Genomic DNA, 16937 nt, shown 5'->3' on the forward strand with positions numbered 1-16937 from the left:
CGCCCTTCGTGCTCTGAAGGCTCGCGAGAACGATTGCGACCAGCCGGACGGTCCGACCCGTGTCATCCCGGGCGAACTAGTCGTCTCTGCCTGCCCAGCGCGGGGAGGCTGAGTCGTGGTGTGCGCCAGCGTTGGGCGGGGTCCCACCAGCTCGGCCCGCGGACTTCGGGTAGCCCCGCGTTCATGCGGATCTCCCACCCGGAGGTGCCGAGGGAGCGGTGATGCCACCAGCACAACGGAACACCGTTGTCGGTATGCGTCGGCCCACCCCGCACATGCTCGGTCACATGGTGGATCTCGCACCAGGCTGCGGGAACGTGGCATCCGGGTATGAGGCATTCCTTGTCGCGGGCGATGATCGCGCGCCGCTGGTGCACGGTGAACACCCGGTCGGTGGTGCTGATCCCGATGATGCGCCCCTCATCCATCAGCACCCGCTGGATCACTCCCGCGCACGCAGTCTGCGCAGCGACCGAGACCGGCACGTGCGCGCCGGATCCGGGGATCGTCGCCCACCCACCGTTACCCGCCCACCCGCCGTTGCCCGCGCCCGCACCGACAGCAGCACCGAACGCAGAACCGCCCGCGCTCGCACCGAAATCAGCACCGCCCGCGCTCGCACCGACCGCAGCACCGCCCGCGTTCGTGCCGAACGCAGAGCCGCCCGCGTGATGGGCGAGGTCTTTCGCGTCGACGGTCACGACGAGCACCGGTGATGCGCCACCGAGCGTGGGCATGTCCTTGTGGCGGGCGGCGATCGCGAGAGCGGCGGCGAGAGCGTCGTGGCGTTTCTGCGCCGCGGTGCGGTCATCGAGCACGCACCGCGGATCGGAGTTGAACGGATCCGCGTCTGGACTTCCGTCCTCGGAGGCGGCTGCATCGGCGCCGTCGCCGGCGTCCTCGCCTGCATCGGTCGGGGTGAAGTGCACCCCGGGCAGGGGCGGGCCGTCGCCTTTGGGGTTGAGGAGTGCGTCGATGATGAGCTGCAACTGCGCGGCAGCCTCCGGGGTCAGATACCCACGGATCGCATGCACCCCGTCCCGGAGCCGACCGATCGTGATGCCACGCTTACGCCGCGCCTCCTCGTCCTTGGGTTCTTCCCCATCGGGGTCGAGCATCGACGCGAGATCTTCCCCGAGCGCCTTCAGGTCCTGCGTCGTCGGCGACGGCCCCGCATCCGCATCCGCGCCCGCATCCGGGTCCGGGTCGTCCGTGTCGAGGCCGTGCCCGCGCGCGAACCCCGCCAAGGCGACATCGGCCGCCAACCGCTGATCCACCCCCAACCGGTCCCACACCCGCTCGATCGGACCCGTCGCCGCCAGAAACCCCGCCACACCGATCACCCCGTCCAGCAACGCCAGACGCATCTCCGACCACCGTGCCGGCATCCGCTCCCCCGCCAGACTCACCGGCCTGCGCACCAGATCCACCACCCGGTCCACCCGGAACGCACCCCGCACATCCACCCCGACCGTCCGCCGCACCAGCTCGTTCATGCCCCGACACCCCGCCGAGTGCGGAAAGTCACCGGGATCCCCGGTCGCGATCGTCTCCACGATCACCGCCTCCGCCCGCCGAAACGCCGCCCCCGCGCCCTGCAGCACCATGATCCGGTCCGCGTCGCTCAACCCGGCCAAAGCATCATCGGACAGCACCGCATCGAGGTCGGCGATGACCCGATCCAAACGCTCCGCAGTGCTGTTCATACCCCACAGTCAACCCGGCACCACCGACATTCGACCCCCGAAACCAGCCCGATTTACCCCAGATCAGACCACGTATTCCAATCTCCCAGAATGCCGCGGCGAGGGAGGCATCTCAGGAGTCGACGAGGCGACAAGGCGGCGAGGCGGCGAGGCGACGAGGCGGCGAGGCGGCGAGGCGATGGAGCTGCGGAGCGACGACGGAGCGACCGACCTGCGGAGCTGCGGAGCTGTGGAGCTGTGGAGCGACGGAGCTGCGAAACGGCGAGGCGACAAAGCGACGGAACGGCCGAACTGCGGAACTGCGGAACGGCGAGGCGACGGAGCTCAGAGCGACGGAACTGCCGAACTGCGGGGCGGCCGAGCGACGGAGCTGCGAAACGGGGAGGCGAAAGAGCGACGGAACTGCCGAACTGCGGAACTGCGGAACCGCGGAACCGCCGAACTGCGGAACTGCGGAGCGGCGGGGCGACGGGGCGACGGGGCGACGGAGCAAAGAACCGCGGAACTCTTGAAACGGAAGAACAGCCGCTACATCCCCGCCCGGTCGAATGCGATGGTCGGCACATCCACGACGTGCGAGCCGCCGTCCGCCACGATCACGGCACCCGTCACATACGACGACTCCCCCGATCCGAGGAACCGCACGACAGAGGCGATCTCCGCCGGCCGCGCCGGGCGTTGCAACGGCACGTCCGCCGTGACGGTCGCATACGCCTCTTCCCGAGAGCCCAGCCCGGCATGAGTGGCGAACTCGTCCATCTCGTCATCGGCCATCGGCGTCTGCACCCAGCCGGGGCACACCGCATTGACCCGCACGCCCTTGCGTCCGTAGTCGCGCGCGAGAGTCCGTGTCAGGCCGATCAGCGCGTGCTTGCCCACCGTGTAGCCGGCCACGGAAGGTCCCGCGAACAGACCAGCCAGAGACGACACGACCACGATCTGTCCCTTCGCCTCGATCAGAGCCGGCAACGCCTCCCTCGCCATGACGAACGCCGTGGTGAGGTTCGCTCGGATCGCCGCTTCCCAGCTCTCGTCGTCGGTGTCGGCGACCGGCGAGAAACCGTGTCCGCCGGCATTCGCGACGAGCACATCGAGGCGACCGAATGTGGCGAGAACCTCCGCCACCGCGGCCTGAGCGGATGCGGTGTCAGCGGCATCCGCGATGATCGGGTGAGCGCCGACTGCGTCGGCCACCGCGCGCAGCGGCTCGGGCCGGCGTCCGACGACCACGACGTGCGCCCCTTCAGCGGCATACCGTTCGGCGATCGCGGCGCCGATGCCGGTCCCTCCGCCGGTGATCACGATGACGCGCCCCGAGACCGTCGATCCGACTGCAATTCCCATGTCTGCTCCTGCTCTCGCTGCGCTCACGCGCACTCCCTGCGCTCACGCGCACTCCACGCGCTCACGCGCACTCCACGCGCTCACGCGCACGCCACGCGCTCACGCGCACGCCACGCGCTCACGCGCACTCCACGCGCTCACGCGCTCTTGCCGCGCTCGCGCGCAGATCCGTCGCCCCGAGATCATCACGCGGGGAATCCTGACCGGGCCGAGTACCCGAAGTCGCTGAGGATGGTGGTGCCGTTGATCCCTCTGCTGCGCGGAGACACGAGATACAACACATGCGCGGCGACCTCCACGGGCGACTGCACGTTGAACGGCGGAGAGTCGAACGCCTGCGCGCCGAGGTCGCCGCGACTCATCGGGGTGTCGACGATCGACGGCGCCACGGTGTTCACCCTGATGCCGGTCGTCGCGAGATCGACCGACAACGATCGGCCCAGTTGCACGAGCGCCGCCTTCGATGCGCAGTACGGCACCATGCCGGGCGAGGCGACGAACGCGGAGTCGCTCGCGAGCAGCACGACGGATGCCGACGCCGACGCGCGCAGTGCGGGAAGCGCGTGCGCCAGCACCAGGAAGGCCCCGGTGACGTTGACCGCGAACACGGCGTTCCAGTCGCGGAGGGATATCTCCTCGATCGACGACCCGACGGGACCGGAGATCCCTGCGCAGCACACGACCGCATCCAGCCCGCCGAGCTCTTCGACGGACGTCGAGACCGCTTCGACCACCTGTGCCTCGTCGGTGACATCCACCACCCGGATCACCGCGCCGGTGCATCCGCGTGCCGTCTCTGCGAGCGCCTGCGCATCGCGGTCGAGGAGCGCCACGCGCACTCCCTCCGCGGCGAGCGCGCGGGCGGTCGCTCGGCCGATGCCGCTCGCGGCGCCGGTGATCAGCGCTGTGGTGCCGGTCAGCTGCAGGTCCATGATCTCCTCGAGACGTCGCCGCTGCGCCGGCGGCGCTCCGGGAGGACGGCGGTGTCATCACGGTCATCCTGCTCCGCCGCGTGGGGGGCCGGAACACGACCGGCACGGCTGTGCGCGCTGGCACCATCGTCCTTCGCTCAGCGTCAACCGCCGCGCTCCCGGCGCGAGCAGACTCGCTGTATCGACGAACCCCTCGCCGTCGATGCCGTGCCGACACGGCCGTCACCGAGCAAAGGAGCTGCCGTGGCAGACCCGATCTCCGCGTCCACGACGCGACAGGACCACACCTCTCTTCGACCGGGCGCCCTGGGCGTCGCGGGAATCGTCTTCCTCGTCCTCGCCGCCGTCGCGCCCCTGACCGGCATCGTGGTCGTCGCGTCGCTTGCGATCGCCCTCGGGAACGGCGGCGGCACGCCGATGGCCTTCTTCCTCGTGGCCGCGATCCTGCTGCTGTTCGCGGTGGGATACGCGCAGATGTCGAAGCAGCTGGTGAACGCCGGAGGGTTCTATGCGTTCGTCGTGAAGGGTCTCGGCCGCACGGGCGGTCTGATCGCCGGACTGATCGCCACGCTGGGGTACAACTTCTTCGTGGTCGGCACGATCGGGACCAGCGGATTCTTCATGCAGAACATCATCCGCGACCTCACCGGGCTCAACGTGCACTGGCTGATCTGGGGTCTGCTCTCCATCGCGGTGTGCTTCGTCCTCGCCCGCATCGGCGTCGACTTCTCGTCGAAGATCCTCGGCGTGTGCCTCGTGCTCGAGGTGCTGATGCTCGTGATCTTCGACATCTCGGTGCTCGTGCAGACCGGATATGACGTGGCCGCCTTCAGTCCCGAGGCCGTGTTCTCCGGGTCGCTGCCGATCGGCCTGCTCCTGGCCGCGACGGGCTTCCTCGGCTTCGAGGCGACCGCCTTGTTCAGCGAGGAGGCGAAGCAGCCACTGCGCACGATCCCGCGGGCGACGTACACCTCGATCATCGCGATCGGCGTGATCCTCGGCGTCACCACGTGGGCCGTGGTGAGCGCGACAGGGGTCGCACAGGCGCAGGCCACGGCTCTCGAGCACCTGCCCACGGGCGACCTGATCTTCAGCCTGTCTCAGCAGTACCTCGGCGGCCCACTGACCACCGTGATGATGATCCTCCTGCTGGTGAGCCTGTTCGCCGCGATGCTCGCGTTCCACAACTCGGCCACGCGCTATCTGTACTCCCTCGGACGCTCGCGGATCCTGCCGCACGGCCTGGCCCGCACGCGTCGCAACGGGGCGCCGCAGCTCGCCGGGATCGTGCAGGCGTCGTTCGCCGCGATCGTCGCGATCATCTTCGCGATCGCCGGAGCCGACCCCATCCTCACCCTGGTGCCGGCGATGCTCGGCTTCGGCACCCTGAGCGTGCTGATCCTGCAGGGACTCGCCGCGATCTCGATCGTCGTGTACTTCCGCAGAGCCGGCCACCCGCGATGGTGGAGCACCTTCATCGCCCCGGGAATCGGATTCCTGGGCATCGCCGCGATCTCGGTGCTCGCGATCGTGAACTTCAACATCGTCGCCGGCTCCGAAGAGCTGGCCATCCGGCTCATGCCGCTGCTGCTGGTCGTGGCGCTCATCGGCGGCATCGTCTACGGCGCCTACCTCAAGCGCTCCCGGCCCGCCGTGTACGAGGGCCTCGCATCCGACCTCGAGCGATTCAGCGATCGCTGACGGTCGCCCGTTCCCACCCACCCAAGGAGAATCATGACGACCCTGAACCCCGCAGACACCTCCACCTGGCTTCCGCTCGAGGGGCTCGCACCGGGCTTCGACGCGAACAAGGCCCCGCACACGATCGCATTGAGCGGTCGAGAGATCACGGTCGTGGACGCGCGGGGAACCCGCATCTCGCACCGGTTCGCCGACACAACGGTCACCTGGGACTACCGCCCCGGTGGCGACGACTCCACGGCGCCAGCATCCGACACCGACGACTACGAGGCGTTCGAGGTCGACGACGACCTGTTCTTCGTGCAGTTCCACCACAACTACCTGCCGAACGAGGCCGTGTCTCTGATCGTCGACCTGCGCCACGGTCGCGCCCTCGCCGTCATCTCGGTGATCCTGCCCGCTCCCGAGCAGGGGCGCACCCGCGTGCAGCACGTCTTCGCACCGAGCACCATCGAGGGCGCGTCGGTGACGGGCACGGAGCCCGCGCCGACGACGACGCTCATCGGCCGCCGGGTCGAGTGGGTCTACAGCGAGGAGCACGCCTACGAGCACGTCTACCTCTCCGAGCGCTGGTACTCGTGGCAGTGTCTCGCGGGCCCCGAGCGCGGGCTCGCAGACACCGACGAGAACAGCGTGTGGGAGGTGCGCCCCGGGATCTACGTCTTCGCCTGGCGCGAGAAGGTCATCCCGTGCGCGTCGGTCACGATCGCCGACCACCGCGACGTGAACGCGATCCGCTCGCACGGAGTGCTGTTCGGCCTCGACGAGTCCGGTGAGGTGCCCACGCACTTCACGTTCGGCGCTCACGGGCGTCTGCTCTCGACGACACACCACGCCGACGGGCTCGAGCCGGCGCAGTTCGGAGCCCTCTGACATGGCGGCGGCCGAGCTCATCGTCACGGGCTCGGTGATCCGCACGTCGGATCGCCGGGCACCGGTCGTCGAGGCGTTCGCGGTACGCGACGGGCGCATCCTCGACGTCGGCACGAGGGCCGAGATGCGCGCGCACCAGGGCCCGGACACGCGGATGCTGGACGTCGGGGATGCCGCGGTCTACCCGGGCTTCGTCGACGTGCACAACCATCACGCCCTCGCGGGACGCACCGAGCTGTTCGAGCTCTCACTGCCGCCGTCGCTCCCCCTCGACGACGTCCTCGACCTCGTGCGCGACAAGGCCGCCTCCCTGCCACCGGACGCGTGGATCGTGGGCGGCCCGGTGTCGACGACTCTGCTGCCGACGCTGGCGAACACCGCGACCAGGACGCGTCTCGATGAGGCAGCCGGCGGACGCCCCGTCGTGCTCGTCGAGGACTCGCGGCACAACAGGTGGGCGAGCACTCGGGCTCTCCAACTCGCGGGCATCACCGCCGACAGCATCCCCTCCGGCGGGGTCACCGTGCTCGATCCCGACGACGGGACGCCGACCGGGGTGCTGCTCGAGGCGGCGGGGATCCCGGTGCAGGAGGCGTACGACCGCAGCGGCGGGCTGACCCACGAACAGCACATCGCGGCGTCCCGCCGTGGCGTCGAGATCCTCAACTCCTTCGGCATCACGACGTTTCAGGATGCCGGGGTGTCGACCGACATCCTCGCCGCGCTCGCGGCGCTCGACCGGTCGCAGGAGCTGAGCGCCTGGGTCGTGTCGTCGCTGCTGATCAACGACGAGATCTTCGGATTCGATCCGATCGGCGCCGCTCTCATCGACAGCGGCGAGCAGTTCCGCACCCCGCACCATCGCCCGGACTTCGTGAAGATCTTCCTCGACGGCGTCCCGCCCGCGCGGACGGCGTCGTTCCTCGAGCCGTACGTGGCGGATGCCGTGCACGGCGCCCACTTCCACGGCGAGACGACGATGGACTTCGACGAGCTGCACACCTGGCTGCGGTCGGTGGCCGAGCGGGGACTCGGCGCCAAGGTGCACTGCACCGGCGATGGGTCGGCACGTCTCGTGCTCGACGTCGCCGAGCACATCCGGGCTGAGGGGTTCACCACCCCGATCCAGATCGCGCACGGGCAGTTCCTCGCCCCCGACGACATCCCGCGGTTGCGATCCCTCGATGTCTCGGCCGACATCTCGCCGTTCATCTGGTTCCCCGGAGTGATCCCGCAGGCGCTGGCCGAGGTGCTCGGCGACCGCGCCGAGCACTCCCAGCCCAACCGCGCCCTGCTCGACGCGGGCGCACTCGTCGCCGGCGGCTCGGACTGGCCGGTGAGCGAATCGCCCAACACGCTCGAGGGGCTGCAGGGGCTCGTCACGCGCGCCGACCCGCTCGGCCGCGCATCCGGCGTCCTCTGGCCCGAACAGGCGATCACGCCCGAGGAGGCCCTGGAGGTCTTCACGATCAACGCCGCGACCGCGATGGGCCTCGGTGCGGAGACCGGATCGCTCACGCCGGGCAAGTCCGCGGACTTCGTCGTGCTGGCGCGGGATGCGATCGCGGGCCCGGCCGACGAGATCGTGCACACCGCGGTGCGCTCCACCTGGTTCGCGGGTCGCGAGGTCTACACCGCGAGCTGAACCGGCGCGCCGACCCCCTCCTGCGCCAAACCCCCTCCTGCACCGAGCAGGAGGGGGCTTCGCGTGCGGGTCCGATGTCAGCGGGCGAGCAGGAATCTCGCGCCCAGTTCGCCGATCATCGCCGCGGGAGCGTTGGTGTTGCCCGTCGGCACGGTGGGGATCACGGAGGCGTCGATCACGCTCAGCCCCTCGATACCGCGCACGCGGAGCAGCGCGTCGACGACCGCCTCGGCATCCGATCCCATGCGGCAGGTGCCGACCTGGTGGTGATACGTGATGGCGGTGCGCCGCACCCAGTCCTCGATCCCGTCGTCCGGCACCTCGGGTCCCGGGTATACCTCGGTGGCCCCCCACTCCTCGGCGAGCGCGGGCTGTGCACCGATCCGGCGGCACTGACGCACGGATGCCGCGAGAGCCGCGACATCCCTGTCGTCTTCGAGCGCGGCGAGGTCGATCCGCGGCGCATCGTCGAGATCCGGACCCGACAGGGTGAGCGCGCCCCGGCTGTGCGGCGTCACGAGGCCGGCCATGAGCGTGAATCCGTCGTCGCCGCGGGGCTCGAGCTCACCCCACATCGGCACCGAGAAGTGGATCGGCTGCGTGTCGGGCTCGGCCAGGTCGTCGCGGCTGCGCCAGAACAGGTGCGACTGTGTGACCGAGACGCCGGGCTGCGGCGGCCCCACCGGTCGCTCGGTCGTGAAGATGACCGGCGAGAGCAGGTGGTCGTGCAGGTTCTTGCCGACGCCCGGAGCATCGAGCACGACGGGGATGCCGAGTGCGGCGAGCTCTTGAGCGGGGCCGATGCCCGAGCGCAGCAGGATCACCGGCGATCCGATCGCACCTGCCGACAGCACGACCTCATCGGCGAAGAGCTCTTCGGAGTCGGCGCCGGAGCCGAGTCGCACTCCGACGGCACGGCCCTCCTCGACGATCACCGAGTGCACCTCGCGCTCGGTCAGGATCGTGAGCCGGTCGACGACGGGCTGCGCGTACGCCATCCACGTGTTGACCCGCTTGCCGTCGCGCATCGTCACCTGCTGCTGCGAGACGCCGTCGAGGGTGCCGCCGTTGTAGTTCGGATTGGGAGGAAGGCCCTCTTCGACGGCCGCGTCGATGATCGACGCCTGGATCGGCGAGAGCTCGTAGTCGTCGGTGACGGGCAGCACATCGTGCTCGAGCGCGTCGAAGACGGGTTCGACCGTGCTCCACCCCCAGCCGGTGGCGCCGGCGCGCTCCCAGGCGTCGTAGTCGGAGGCAGCGCCGCGCACCCAGATCATCGCGTTGAGCGCATGAGATCCTCCGGTGACCTTGCCTCGCGGCAGGTGCAGCCGGCGCCCGCCCGCGTGCGCCTGCGGCACGGTGAAGAAGTCCCAGTCATCGGCGGAGTGCCAGAGCTCCCCCGCCCTCGACGGGTCGTGGATCGCCGGGTTCGAGTCGTATCCTCCGGCCTCGATGAGCGTGACCTCGACGCCCGCATCCACCAGTCGTCGCGCGATGATCGCACCCGAGGTCCCCGCCCCGACGACGATCGCCGACCTCATGCCTGCGCCTTGCGTCCCGGGCCGGACACGACCTGCGTCACGGCGACGGACTTGAGTCCCTCGACACCGAACTCCAGACCGTAGCCCGAGCTCTTGACGCCGCCGAACGGCACCATCGGATGCAGCCCGCCGTGCGAGTTGATCCACACCGTGCCCGACTCCATGCGCGTCGCGGCCTCGCGCGCGACATCCGGATCGCTCGACCACACCGATGCACCGAGACCGACGTCGACCGCGTTGGCGAGGGCGAACGCCTCGTCGACGTCGCTGTAGCGGATCACGGGAAGCGCCGGACCGAACTGCTCCTCCTGCACGAGGGCGGCCTCGTTGTCGATGTCGGCGATGATCGTGGGGCGATAGAAGAGCTCGCCGAGCTCGGGCGCCGCCTCGCCGCCGGTGACGACTCGGGCTCCTCGCCCCTTCGCCTCCTCGACGAGCCGCGACACGATGTCGAACTGGGCACGGTTCTGCAGGGGGCCCAGCACGTTGTTCTCGTCGAGCCCGTTGCCCATCGGCACCGCCGCCGCGATCTCGGCGAGCGCGTCGACGACCTCGTCGTAGACGGACTCGTGCACGTACAGACGCTTCATGGCCGCGCAGGTCTGACCGGTGTTGATGAACGCCCCCCAGAAGAGGTCCTGGGCGATCGCCGACACCTCGGTGCCCGGCAGCACGATGCCGGCGTCGTTGCCGCCGAGCTCGAGCGTGAGGCGGGCGAGGTTGCCGGCCGAGCTCTCGATGATGCGGCGTCCGGTGGCGGTCGATCCGGTGAACATGATCTTGTCGATGTCGGGGTGCGATGCGAGGCGCGCCCCCACCTCGCGGTCGCCCGAGACGCCGATCAGCACGTCGGCCGGAAGCACGTCGTTCATCACCGCCAGCATCGCCAGGACGCTCAGGGGCGTGTACTCGCTCGGCTTCGCGACCACTGTGTTGCCCATCCGCAGCGACGGACCGATCTGCCAGATCGTGATCATGAGGGGCCAGTTCCACGGGCCGATCGCCCCCACGACCCCTGCCGCCTTGTAGACCAGCTCGGCGTGCAGCGTCTCGTCGTCGACGAGCACCTGCGACTCGAGCGGGATCGCCGCGTTGGTGCGCAGCCAGGCCGAGCATGCGCCCAGCTCGAAACGCGCGTTGGGGCCGTTGAGGGGCTTGCCCTGCTCGCGCGACAGCAGGTGTGCGAGCGCCTCGGCATTCGCGTCGATCGCGTCGGCAGCCGCGACCAGCAGCTCGCTGCGCCTCTCGTGGCCGAGGGCCTCCCAGGCGGGCTGGGCGGCGCGCGCCCGCGCGATCGCATCGTCGAGGTCGCCGACCGAGTGCTCCGGCGCACGACCGATGACCTCCCGCGTGGCGGCATCCGGGATGTCTCGCCCTGCGCCCTCCGGCGCCTGGATGCGGTCGAGCAGCGCGGCGGCTGCGGATGCGGCGGATTCGGACATCGGGACTCTCCTTCGAGCGGGACGCGTGCCACGGAACTGGCGGGTCGTCTCATTGTCGAACGCGGTGCCGGAGCGCACTTGTCGAGGAGTGCGCCGCAGATGTCCGAGTGCGAAGGGATGGCCTGCGCACCTGCTCAGATCGGCACCTGCTCAGATCAGAGTGGAGTCCTCGAAGATGAGGGTCGTGCGAGTGGAGCGGATCGAGGGGATCGCCTGGATGTCCTCCAGCACGATGCGGCGCAGGTCACGGGCGTCGCTCGCGCGCACGAGCAGGATGACGTCGAAGTCACCGCCGACCAGCGCCATGTGCTCGATCTCGGGGATCGTCCGCAGCCGGGCGCTGACCTCCTGCCAGGTCGCCTGCTCGATCGCGAGGGTCACGTACGCACTCGCGTGATGGCCCAGCAGCACCGGGTCGGTGCGCACCGAGTAGCCGGTGATGATGCCGGCATCCGTCAGCCGCTTGATCCGCGCGTGGGCGCCCGCTCGCGAGATGTGCACGGCCTCGGCGATGGCTGTCATCGATGCTCGCGCGTCGATGCGCAGCTGCTCGAGAATCGCGTGATCGGTGTCGTCCAGCGTGATCATGGAACCCCTTCGTCCTCCGCCTGAATTCTGACATTTCGTCACGAGGATCGGCAACCTGCCCGCATTCGTCCACGATGCACCGATTGTTCTTGGACGACTGTCGCCCGCAGAGCATGCTGGCCTCATCGGGTTCGGCAAGGAGGGCGAACGGATGGAACACGCAGATCTGCTCCCGCGCGATGCAGCGGTGCAGCTCATCGACGCAGAGGGCGGGATCGTCGACGACCCGCGCTTCTCGCTGCCGGATGCCGACACCCTGCTCGACGCCTATCGGGGTCTCGTCGAGGGGCGCCGCATCAACGATCAGGCCAGCGCTCTCGTGCGGCAGGGGCGCCTCGCCGTGTACCCGTCGTCGCACGGTCAAGAGGCCTGCCAGATCGGCGCCGCGCTCTCGCTCGGCGCTGACGACTGGCTCTTCCCGACCTACCGCGACTCGGTCGCGGTGATCGCCAGGGGCGTCGCACCGGCCGAGGCGATGGTGCTGCTGAAGGGCGACTGGCACTCGGGCTACGACGTGCGACAGCATCACGTCGCCCCTCAGGCGACTCCGCTCGCCACGCAGCTGCTGCACGCGGTCGGCTTCGCCTACGCCGCGAAGAAGCGCGGAGAGAAGACGGTCGTCCTGGCGCTGTGCGGCGACGGTGCGACCAGCGAAGGCGACTTCCATGAGGCCCTGAACTTCGCCGCCGTCTTCCACGTCCCCGTCGTGTTCTTCGTGCAGAACAACGAGTTCGCCATCTCGGTGCCGCTCAGTCGCCAGACCGCCGCGCCGTCGCTGGCCCACAAGGCGATCGGATACGGGATGCCGGGGCAGCGCGTCGACGGCAACGATGTCGCCGCCGTGCTGGCCGTGCTCGGCGAGGCTGTCGCGCGTGCTCGTTCGGGTGGCGGACCGACTCTCGTCGAGGCCCACACCTACCGGATGCAGGCGCACACGAACGCCGACGACGACACCCGCTATCGCGAGCGCGCCGAGGTCCAGGCGTGGGTCGCCCGCGATCCTCTCACCCGACTGCGAGCGCATCTGACGACCACCGGCGCCCTCACGAGCGACCGCGAGGCCGAGCACGCGGCCCACGCCGAGGAGACCGCTGCCGCGATGCGAGAGGCGCTCAACCTCGATGGCGAGATCGACCCGGAAGACCTGTTCCGCTTCGTCACCGAGGCCCGCTCGCCGCAGCGCGAGGAGCAGTGGCAGATGCTGAGGGGCGAGATCGAACGCACTCACGAACCGACCGGAGGAGCACGATGACCATCGCCCACGATGACGCCCGCGTCGACACCGGGGCCGTGTCGGTCTCGACCATGAGCATGGCCGCGGCGCTGAACCTCGCCCTCGCGGATGCGATCGAGGGCGACCCCGATGTCGTCGTGTTCGGCGAGGACGTGGGCGCGCTCGGCGGGGTCTTCCGCATCACCGACGGGCTCACGGCGCGATACGGCGAGGACCGCTGCTTCGACACACCGCTCGCGGAGTCCGGCATCGTCGGCACAGCGGTCGGCATGGCGATGAACGGGATGCGCCCCGTCGTCGAGCTGCAGTTCGACGCCTTCGCGCTGCCGGCATTCGAGCAGATCGTCAGTCATGTCGCGAAGCTCGGAAACCGCACGCGTGGTGCGGTGCGGATGCCGCTAGTGATCCGCATCCCCTTCGGCGGCGGCATCGGGGGTGTCGAGCATCACTGCGACTCGTCGGAGGCGTACTACGCGCATACCCCCGGACTCACCGTGGTGAGCCCCTCGACGCCGCAGGACGCGTACTCGCTGCTGCGCGCGGCGATCGCCTCGCCCGATCCGGTGATCTTCCTCGAGCCGAAGAAGCTGTACTGGACGAAGGGCGAGGTCGACACCTCGGTGACGGCCGAGATCGGCTCCGCTCGCATCGCCCGCCAGGGCACCGACGTCACGCTGCTCGCGTACGGCGCCTCGGTGCCCCTCGCTCTCGAAGCCGCCGATGTCGCAGCCTCCGAGGGTCGCAGCGTGCAGGTCGTCGACATCCGATCGCTGTCGCCGTTCGACGATGCCACGGTGACCGCCGCCGTGCGCGCGACCGGGCGCGCGGTCGTCATCGCCGAGGCGCCCGGCTACGCCAGCGTGGCCTCGGAGATCCAGGCACGGGTCTTCGAGCGGTGCTTCGAGTATCTGGAGGCACCGGTGCGCCGCGTCACCGGATTCGACACCCCCTATGCCCCGCCCAAGCTCGAGCACTGGTACCTGCCCGACGTCGACCGCGTTCTGGATGCCATCGACACGCTGCACTGGGAGGACGAGTCATGACCGCGCTGACCGGCCGGGTCTTCCGGCTGCCGGACCTCGGCGAAGGACTGACCGAGGCCGGACTCGTGCAATGGCTCGTCTCCGTGGGCGACACGATCGTCACGGATCAGGCGATCGCCGAGGTCGAGACCGCGAAGAGCGTCGTCGAGCTGCCCTCGCCCTTCGCCGGCGTGGTGACGGCGCTGCACGGAGAACCCGGCGAGACGATCGACGTCGGCGCACCGGTGCTCGAAGTCGCCGATGAGTCCGCTCCCCTGACGGCTGAGGCTTCGGAGGGGAATGCGCACGCTGCTGAGCACGCGGCATACCGAGAGGAGGAGCGGGCAGGATCGGGCAACGTCCTGATCGGCTACGGCACCTCGGAGCGCGCAGGAGCGACCGGTCGGCGGCGCGCGAAGGCGACGGTCACGGCGACAGCCGCGGCCACAGCGACGGCCGCGGCCGCACCGGCATCCGGAACACCGCGCCAGGAACAGGACACGACGACGCCGACCCGACGCCCCGTCGCGGTCCGCTCCCCGCTCGTCCGGCGTCTGGCCCGCGACCTCGGGCTCGATGTGCACGCCATCACACCCACCGGCCCGGACGGCGCCGTCACGCGCGCCGACGTCCTGGCGGCAGCCGTCGACGATGCCGTCGACGGAGCCGCAGCGCAGCACCGCCGCGACGGTCAGGAGCCTCAGGGCTCGGACGCCGAGCATCTCGACGGGCTCGCCGTGGTGTCTCGTGAGCGGATGTCCCCACTGCGCAAGGCGGTCAGCGCGCGACTGACCCGCAGCCGTTCCGAGATCCCCGAGGCCACGGTCTGGGTCGACGTCGATGCGACCGAGCTCTGGAGTCTGCGCGCCGAGATGGCGCCGGTCGGCGGCACGGCACCATCGATCACCGCGCTGGTCGCACGCTTCGTCGTGCTCGCGCTCCAGGAGCATCCGGTACTCGCGTCGCGCCTGAGCGACGATGCGTCCGAGATCATCTCCTTCGACGGTGTCAACCTGGGCGTGGCCGCCGACACCGAGCGCGGCCTGCTGGTCCCCGTCATCCCGCGGGCGCACGAACTCACCGTCGAGCAGCTCGACGCGGCGCTGCGCGAGCTGTCGACGACGGCTCGCGCGGGAGCGATGCCGCCGGAGCGCCTGCGCGGGTCGACGTTCACCCTCAACAACTACGGCGGGCTCGGCGTCGACGGCTCGGCCGCGATCATCAACCACCCCGACGTCGCGATCCTCGGCATCGGCCGCATCGTCGAGCGCCCCTGGGTGGTCGACGGTCAGATCGTCCCGCGCCGCATCGCTCAGCTGTCGCTGGTGTTCGATCACCGCGTGTGCGACGGCGGGTATGCAGCGAGCTTCCTCCGTCGCGTCGCCGAGCTCATCGAGCATCCGCTGCGCGCGTTCGGGCGGGTGTGACGGCGGGTGTGACGACGGTCGAACCGCGATGGTGCGGACCGGGGCTTGGGCACCCGACGGCGGTGCGCTACGCTCGACGATTACTGACCGATCATTCGGTAAGTAATCGGGGCGACGCAGCGCCGCTCCCTCCCCACCGCAGAACAATGGAGTTCTTCATGACGTCAGCAGTATCCGCGCGCGACTCGACGGCGCGAATGCCCGCCGAGGAGCGGCGCGTCCTCGCCAGCACCCTGGTCGGCACCTCGATCGAGTGGTACGACTTCTTCATCTACGCGCAGGCCGCGGGTCTCGTCCTCGCCCCGCTGTTCCTCGCCCCGATCGCCGAGGAGAGCCCCGGGTTCGCCCAGATCCTCTCGTTCGCCACGATCGGGATCTCCTTCCTCTTCCGCCCCCTGGGAGCCATCGTCGCCGGGCACCTGGGCGACAAGCTGGGCCGCAAGAAGATGCTGGTCTTCACGCTCGTGATGATGGGTCTCTCCACCTCCCTGATCGGTCTGCTGCCGACCTATGCCGCGATCGGCGTCGCCGCACCGATCCTGCTCATCGTGCTCCGCATCCTGCAGGGATTCTCGGCCGGTGGCGAGTGGGGCGGAGCGGCACTGATGGCCGTGGAGCACGCACCCACCACCCGTCGAGGGCTCTTCGGGGCCTTCCCGCAGATCGGCGTCCCCATCGGCATGATCCTCGCGACCGCCACGCTCTGGGTCCTGACGAGCTCGATGTCCCCCGAGGCGTTCCTCGAGTGGGGATGGCGGATCCCGTTCCTGATGTCGATCGTGCTGATCGCCGTCGGCTACGTGATCAGACGCGCCGTCGACGAGAGCCCCGTCTTCGAGGATCTCCGTCGTCGCCGCCAGGAGGCCTCCGCGCCGCTGGGTCTTCTGTTCCGCAAGAACTCCAAGCAGGTCGTGCTGACCGCCCTCATCTTCATCGGCAACAACGCCGCCGGATACCTGCTCATCGCGTTCTTCGCCACCTACGCCGTCACCGCCCTCGGAATGGAGCGTCCTCCCGTGCTGCTGGCGACGACGCTGGCGTCGTTCGGGTGGCTCATCTTCACGCTGTGGGGCGGGCATCTCTCCGATCGTCTGGGGCGGGTCCGCACGTTCCAGATCGGATACATCGCGCTCGCGGTGTGGGCGGTGCCGATGTGGTTCCTGATCGACACGGCGAACATCCTCTGGTATTTCGTGGCGCTGTTCGTGATGACCTTCGCGCTGGGATTGTCCTACGGTCCGCAGGCCGCTCTCTATGCCGAGATGTTCCCCGCCTCAGTCCGCTACTCGGGCGTCTCGATCGGGTACGCGCTGGGCGCGATCCTCGGCGGTGCGTTCGCCCCGATGATCGCGGAGGCTCTGATGAACCAGTTCCAGGCCGCCTGGACCATCGGGGTCTACATCGCGGTGGCGGCCCTGATCTCTCTCATCGCCGTATCGATCGTGAAAGAGCCCAAGGGCGTCGACCTGCACGCCTGACCCG

13 protein-coding genes are annotated in these 16937 nt (G+C 69.6%); 7 read left to right on the forward strand and 6 right to left on the reverse strand.

Annotation, left to right across the window (positions count from 1 at the left end; all coding sequences use genetic code 11):
* Positions 1–62 precede the first annotated feature (62 nt).
* The 3 genes from AB0N61_RS09415 to AB0N61_RS09425 all read right to left on the reverse strand — a co-directional run bounded on the left by AB0N61_RS09415 (position 63) and on the right by AB0N61_RS09425 (position 3982).
* A complete protein-coding gene (locus tag AB0N61_RS09415) occupies positions 63–1706 on the reverse strand; it encodes a DUF222 domain-containing protein (protein ID WP_363363431.1) in 1644 nt (547 codons plus the stop codon).
* 528 nt (positions 1707–2234) lie between these two features.
* The gene (locus AB0N61_RS09420; protein WP_363363433.1) at positions 2235–3050 is read right to left on the reverse strand and encodes an SDR family oxidoreductase; all 816 of its coding nucleotides are present in this window, start codon (positions 3048–3050) and stop codon (positions 2235–2237) included.
* A gap of 185 nt (positions 3051–3235) precedes the next feature.
* Complete coding sequence (locus AB0N61_RS09425; RefSeq protein WP_363363435.1) at positions 3236–3982, reverse strand: SDR family oxidoreductase; 747 nt, start codon at positions 3980–3982, stop codon at positions 3236–3238.
* Positions 3983–4225: 243 nt separating this feature from the next.
* Between AB0N61_RS09425 and AB0N61_RS09430 the strand changes: the two genes are divergently transcribed.
* From AB0N61_RS09430 to AB0N61_RS09440, 3 genes are read left to right on the forward strand one after another with little or no spacing between them, the layout of a single operon-like run.
* Entirely contained in the window at positions 4226–5683 is a 1458-nt protein-coding gene (locus AB0N61_RS09430) for an APC family permease (protein WP_363363437.1), read from the forward strand.
* 33 nt (positions 5684–5716) lie between these two features.
* Positions 5717–6556 (forward strand): molybdenum cofactor biosynthesis F family protein, encoded by an 840-nt coding sequence (locus AB0N61_RS09435; RefSeq protein WP_363363439.1) that lies wholly within the window; start codon positions 5717–5719, stop codon positions 6554–6556.
* Position 6557: 1 nt separating this feature from the next.
* On the forward strand, positions 6558–8201 hold the full coding sequence (locus AB0N61_RS09440; protein WP_363363442.1) for an amidohydrolase: 1644 nt from the start codon (positions 6558–6560) through the stop codon (positions 8199–8201).
* Between the two features lie 77 nt (positions 8202–8278).
* Here AB0N61_RS09440 and AB0N61_RS09445 read toward each other — a convergent pair whose 3' ends face one another.
* From AB0N61_RS09445 to AB0N61_RS09455, 3 genes are all read right to left on the reverse strand, one after another.
* Positions 8279–9742, reverse strand: coding sequence for a GMC family oxidoreductase (locus AB0N61_RS09445; RefSeq protein ID WP_363363444.1), 1464 nt, complete (start codon positions 9740–9742; stop codon positions 8279–8281).
* On the reverse strand, positions 9739–11184 hold the full coding sequence (locus AB0N61_RS09450; RefSeq protein WP_363363446.1) for an aldehyde dehydrogenase family protein: 1446 nt from the start codon (positions 11182–11184) through the stop codon (positions 9739–9741). Before AB0N61_RS09450 ends, AB0N61_RS09445 begins: the two co-directional genes overlap by 4 nt.
* Positions 11185–11334: 150 nt before the next feature.
* Positions 11335–11772: an Lrp/AsnC family transcriptional regulator gene (locus AB0N61_RS09455; RefSeq protein WP_363363448.1), complete on the reverse strand. Its 438-nt coding sequence runs from the start codon at positions 11770–11772 to the stop codon at positions 11335–11337.
* 151 nt (positions 11773–11923) lie between these two features.
* Between AB0N61_RS09455 and AB0N61_RS09460 the strand changes: the two genes are divergently transcribed.
* The 4 genes from AB0N61_RS09460 (at position 11924) to AB0N61_RS09475 (ending at position 16933) form a co-directional block, all read left to right on the forward strand.
* Positions 11924–13024 (forward strand): thiamine pyrophosphate-dependent enzyme, encoded by a 1101-nt coding sequence (locus AB0N61_RS09460; RefSeq protein ID WP_363363450.1) that lies wholly within the window; start codon positions 11924–11926, stop codon positions 13022–13024.
* Complete coding sequence (locus tag AB0N61_RS09465) at positions 13021–14049, forward strand: alpha-ketoacid dehydrogenase subunit beta (RefSeq protein WP_363363451.1); 1029 nt, start codon at positions 13021–13023, stop codon at positions 14047–14049. Before AB0N61_RS09460 ends, AB0N61_RS09465 begins: the two co-directional genes overlap by 4 nt.
* The gene (locus AB0N61_RS09470; RefSeq protein WP_363363453.1) at positions 14046–15455 is read left to right on the forward strand and encodes a dihydrolipoamide acetyltransferase family protein; all 1410 of its coding nucleotides are present in this window, start codon (positions 14046–14048) and stop codon (positions 15453–15455) included. The genes AB0N61_RS09465 and AB0N61_RS09470 overlap by 4 nt, the downstream gene beginning before the upstream one ends.
* Positions 15456–15613: 158 nt before the next feature.
* On the forward strand, positions 15614–16933 hold the full coding sequence (locus tag AB0N61_RS09475; protein ID WP_363363455.1) for an MFS transporter: 1320 nt from the start codon (positions 15614–15616) through the stop codon (positions 16931–16933).
* Positions 16934–16937: the final 4 nt, after the last annotated feature.

The organism is Microbacterium sp. NPDC089320 (assembly GCF_040684875.1).
Lineage (GTDB): Bacteria > Actinomycetota > Actinomycetes > Actinomycetales > Microbacteriaceae > Microbacterium.

What these genes read in the sequence shown, in the direction of transcription:
- AB0N61_RS09435 (WP_363363439.1), top strand. Translation starts at nt 5,717, where the DNA reads ATGACGACCCTGAACCCCGCAGACACCTCCACCTGGCTTCCGCTCGAG.
- AB0N61_RS09455 (WP_363363448.1), bottom strand. Translation starts at nt 11,772, where the DNA reads ATGATCACGCTGGACGACACCGATCACGCGATTCTCGAGCAGCTGCGC.
- AB0N61_RS09415 (WP_363363431.1), bottom strand. Translation starts at nt 1,706, where the DNA reads ATGAACAGCACTGCGGAGCGTTTGGATCGGGTCATCGCCGACCTCGAT.
- AB0N61_RS09460 (WP_363363450.1), top strand. Translation starts at nt 11,924, where the DNA reads ATGGAACACGCAGATCTGCTCCCGCGCGATGCAGCGGTGCAGCTCATC.
- AB0N61_RS09425 (WP_363363435.1), bottom strand. Translation starts at nt 3,982, where the DNA reads ATGGACCTGCAGCTGACCGGCACCACAGCGCTGATCACCGGCGCCGCG.
- AB0N61_RS09420 (WP_363363433.1), bottom strand. Translation starts at nt 3,050, where the DNA reads ATGGGAATTGCAGTCGGATCGACGGTCTCGGGGCGCGTCATCGTGATC.
- AB0N61_RS09475 (WP_363363455.1), top strand. Translation starts at nt 15,614, where the DNA reads ATGACGTCAGCAGTATCCGCGCGCGACTCGACGGCGCGAATGCCCGCC.
- AB0N61_RS09465 (WP_363363451.1), top strand. Translation starts at nt 13,021, where the DNA reads ATGACCATCGCCCACGATGACGCCCGCGTCGACACCGGGGCCGTGTCG.
- AB0N61_RS09450 (WP_363363446.1), bottom strand. Translation starts at nt 11,184, where the DNA reads ATGTCCGAATCCGCCGCATCCGCAGCCGCCGCGCTGCTCGACCGCATC.
- AB0N61_RS09445 (WP_363363444.1), bottom strand. Translation starts at nt 9,742, where the DNA reads ATGAGGTCGGCGATCGTCGTCGGGGCGGGGACCTCGGGTGCGATCATC.
- AB0N61_RS09470 (WP_363363453.1), top strand. Translation starts at nt 14,046, where the DNA reads ATGACCGCGCTGACCGGCCGGGTCTTCCGGCTGCCGGACCTCGGCGAA.
- AB0N61_RS09440 (WP_363363442.1), top strand. Translation starts at nt 6,558, where the DNA reads ATGGCGGCGGCCGAGCTCATCGTCACGGGCTCGGTGATCCGCACGTCG.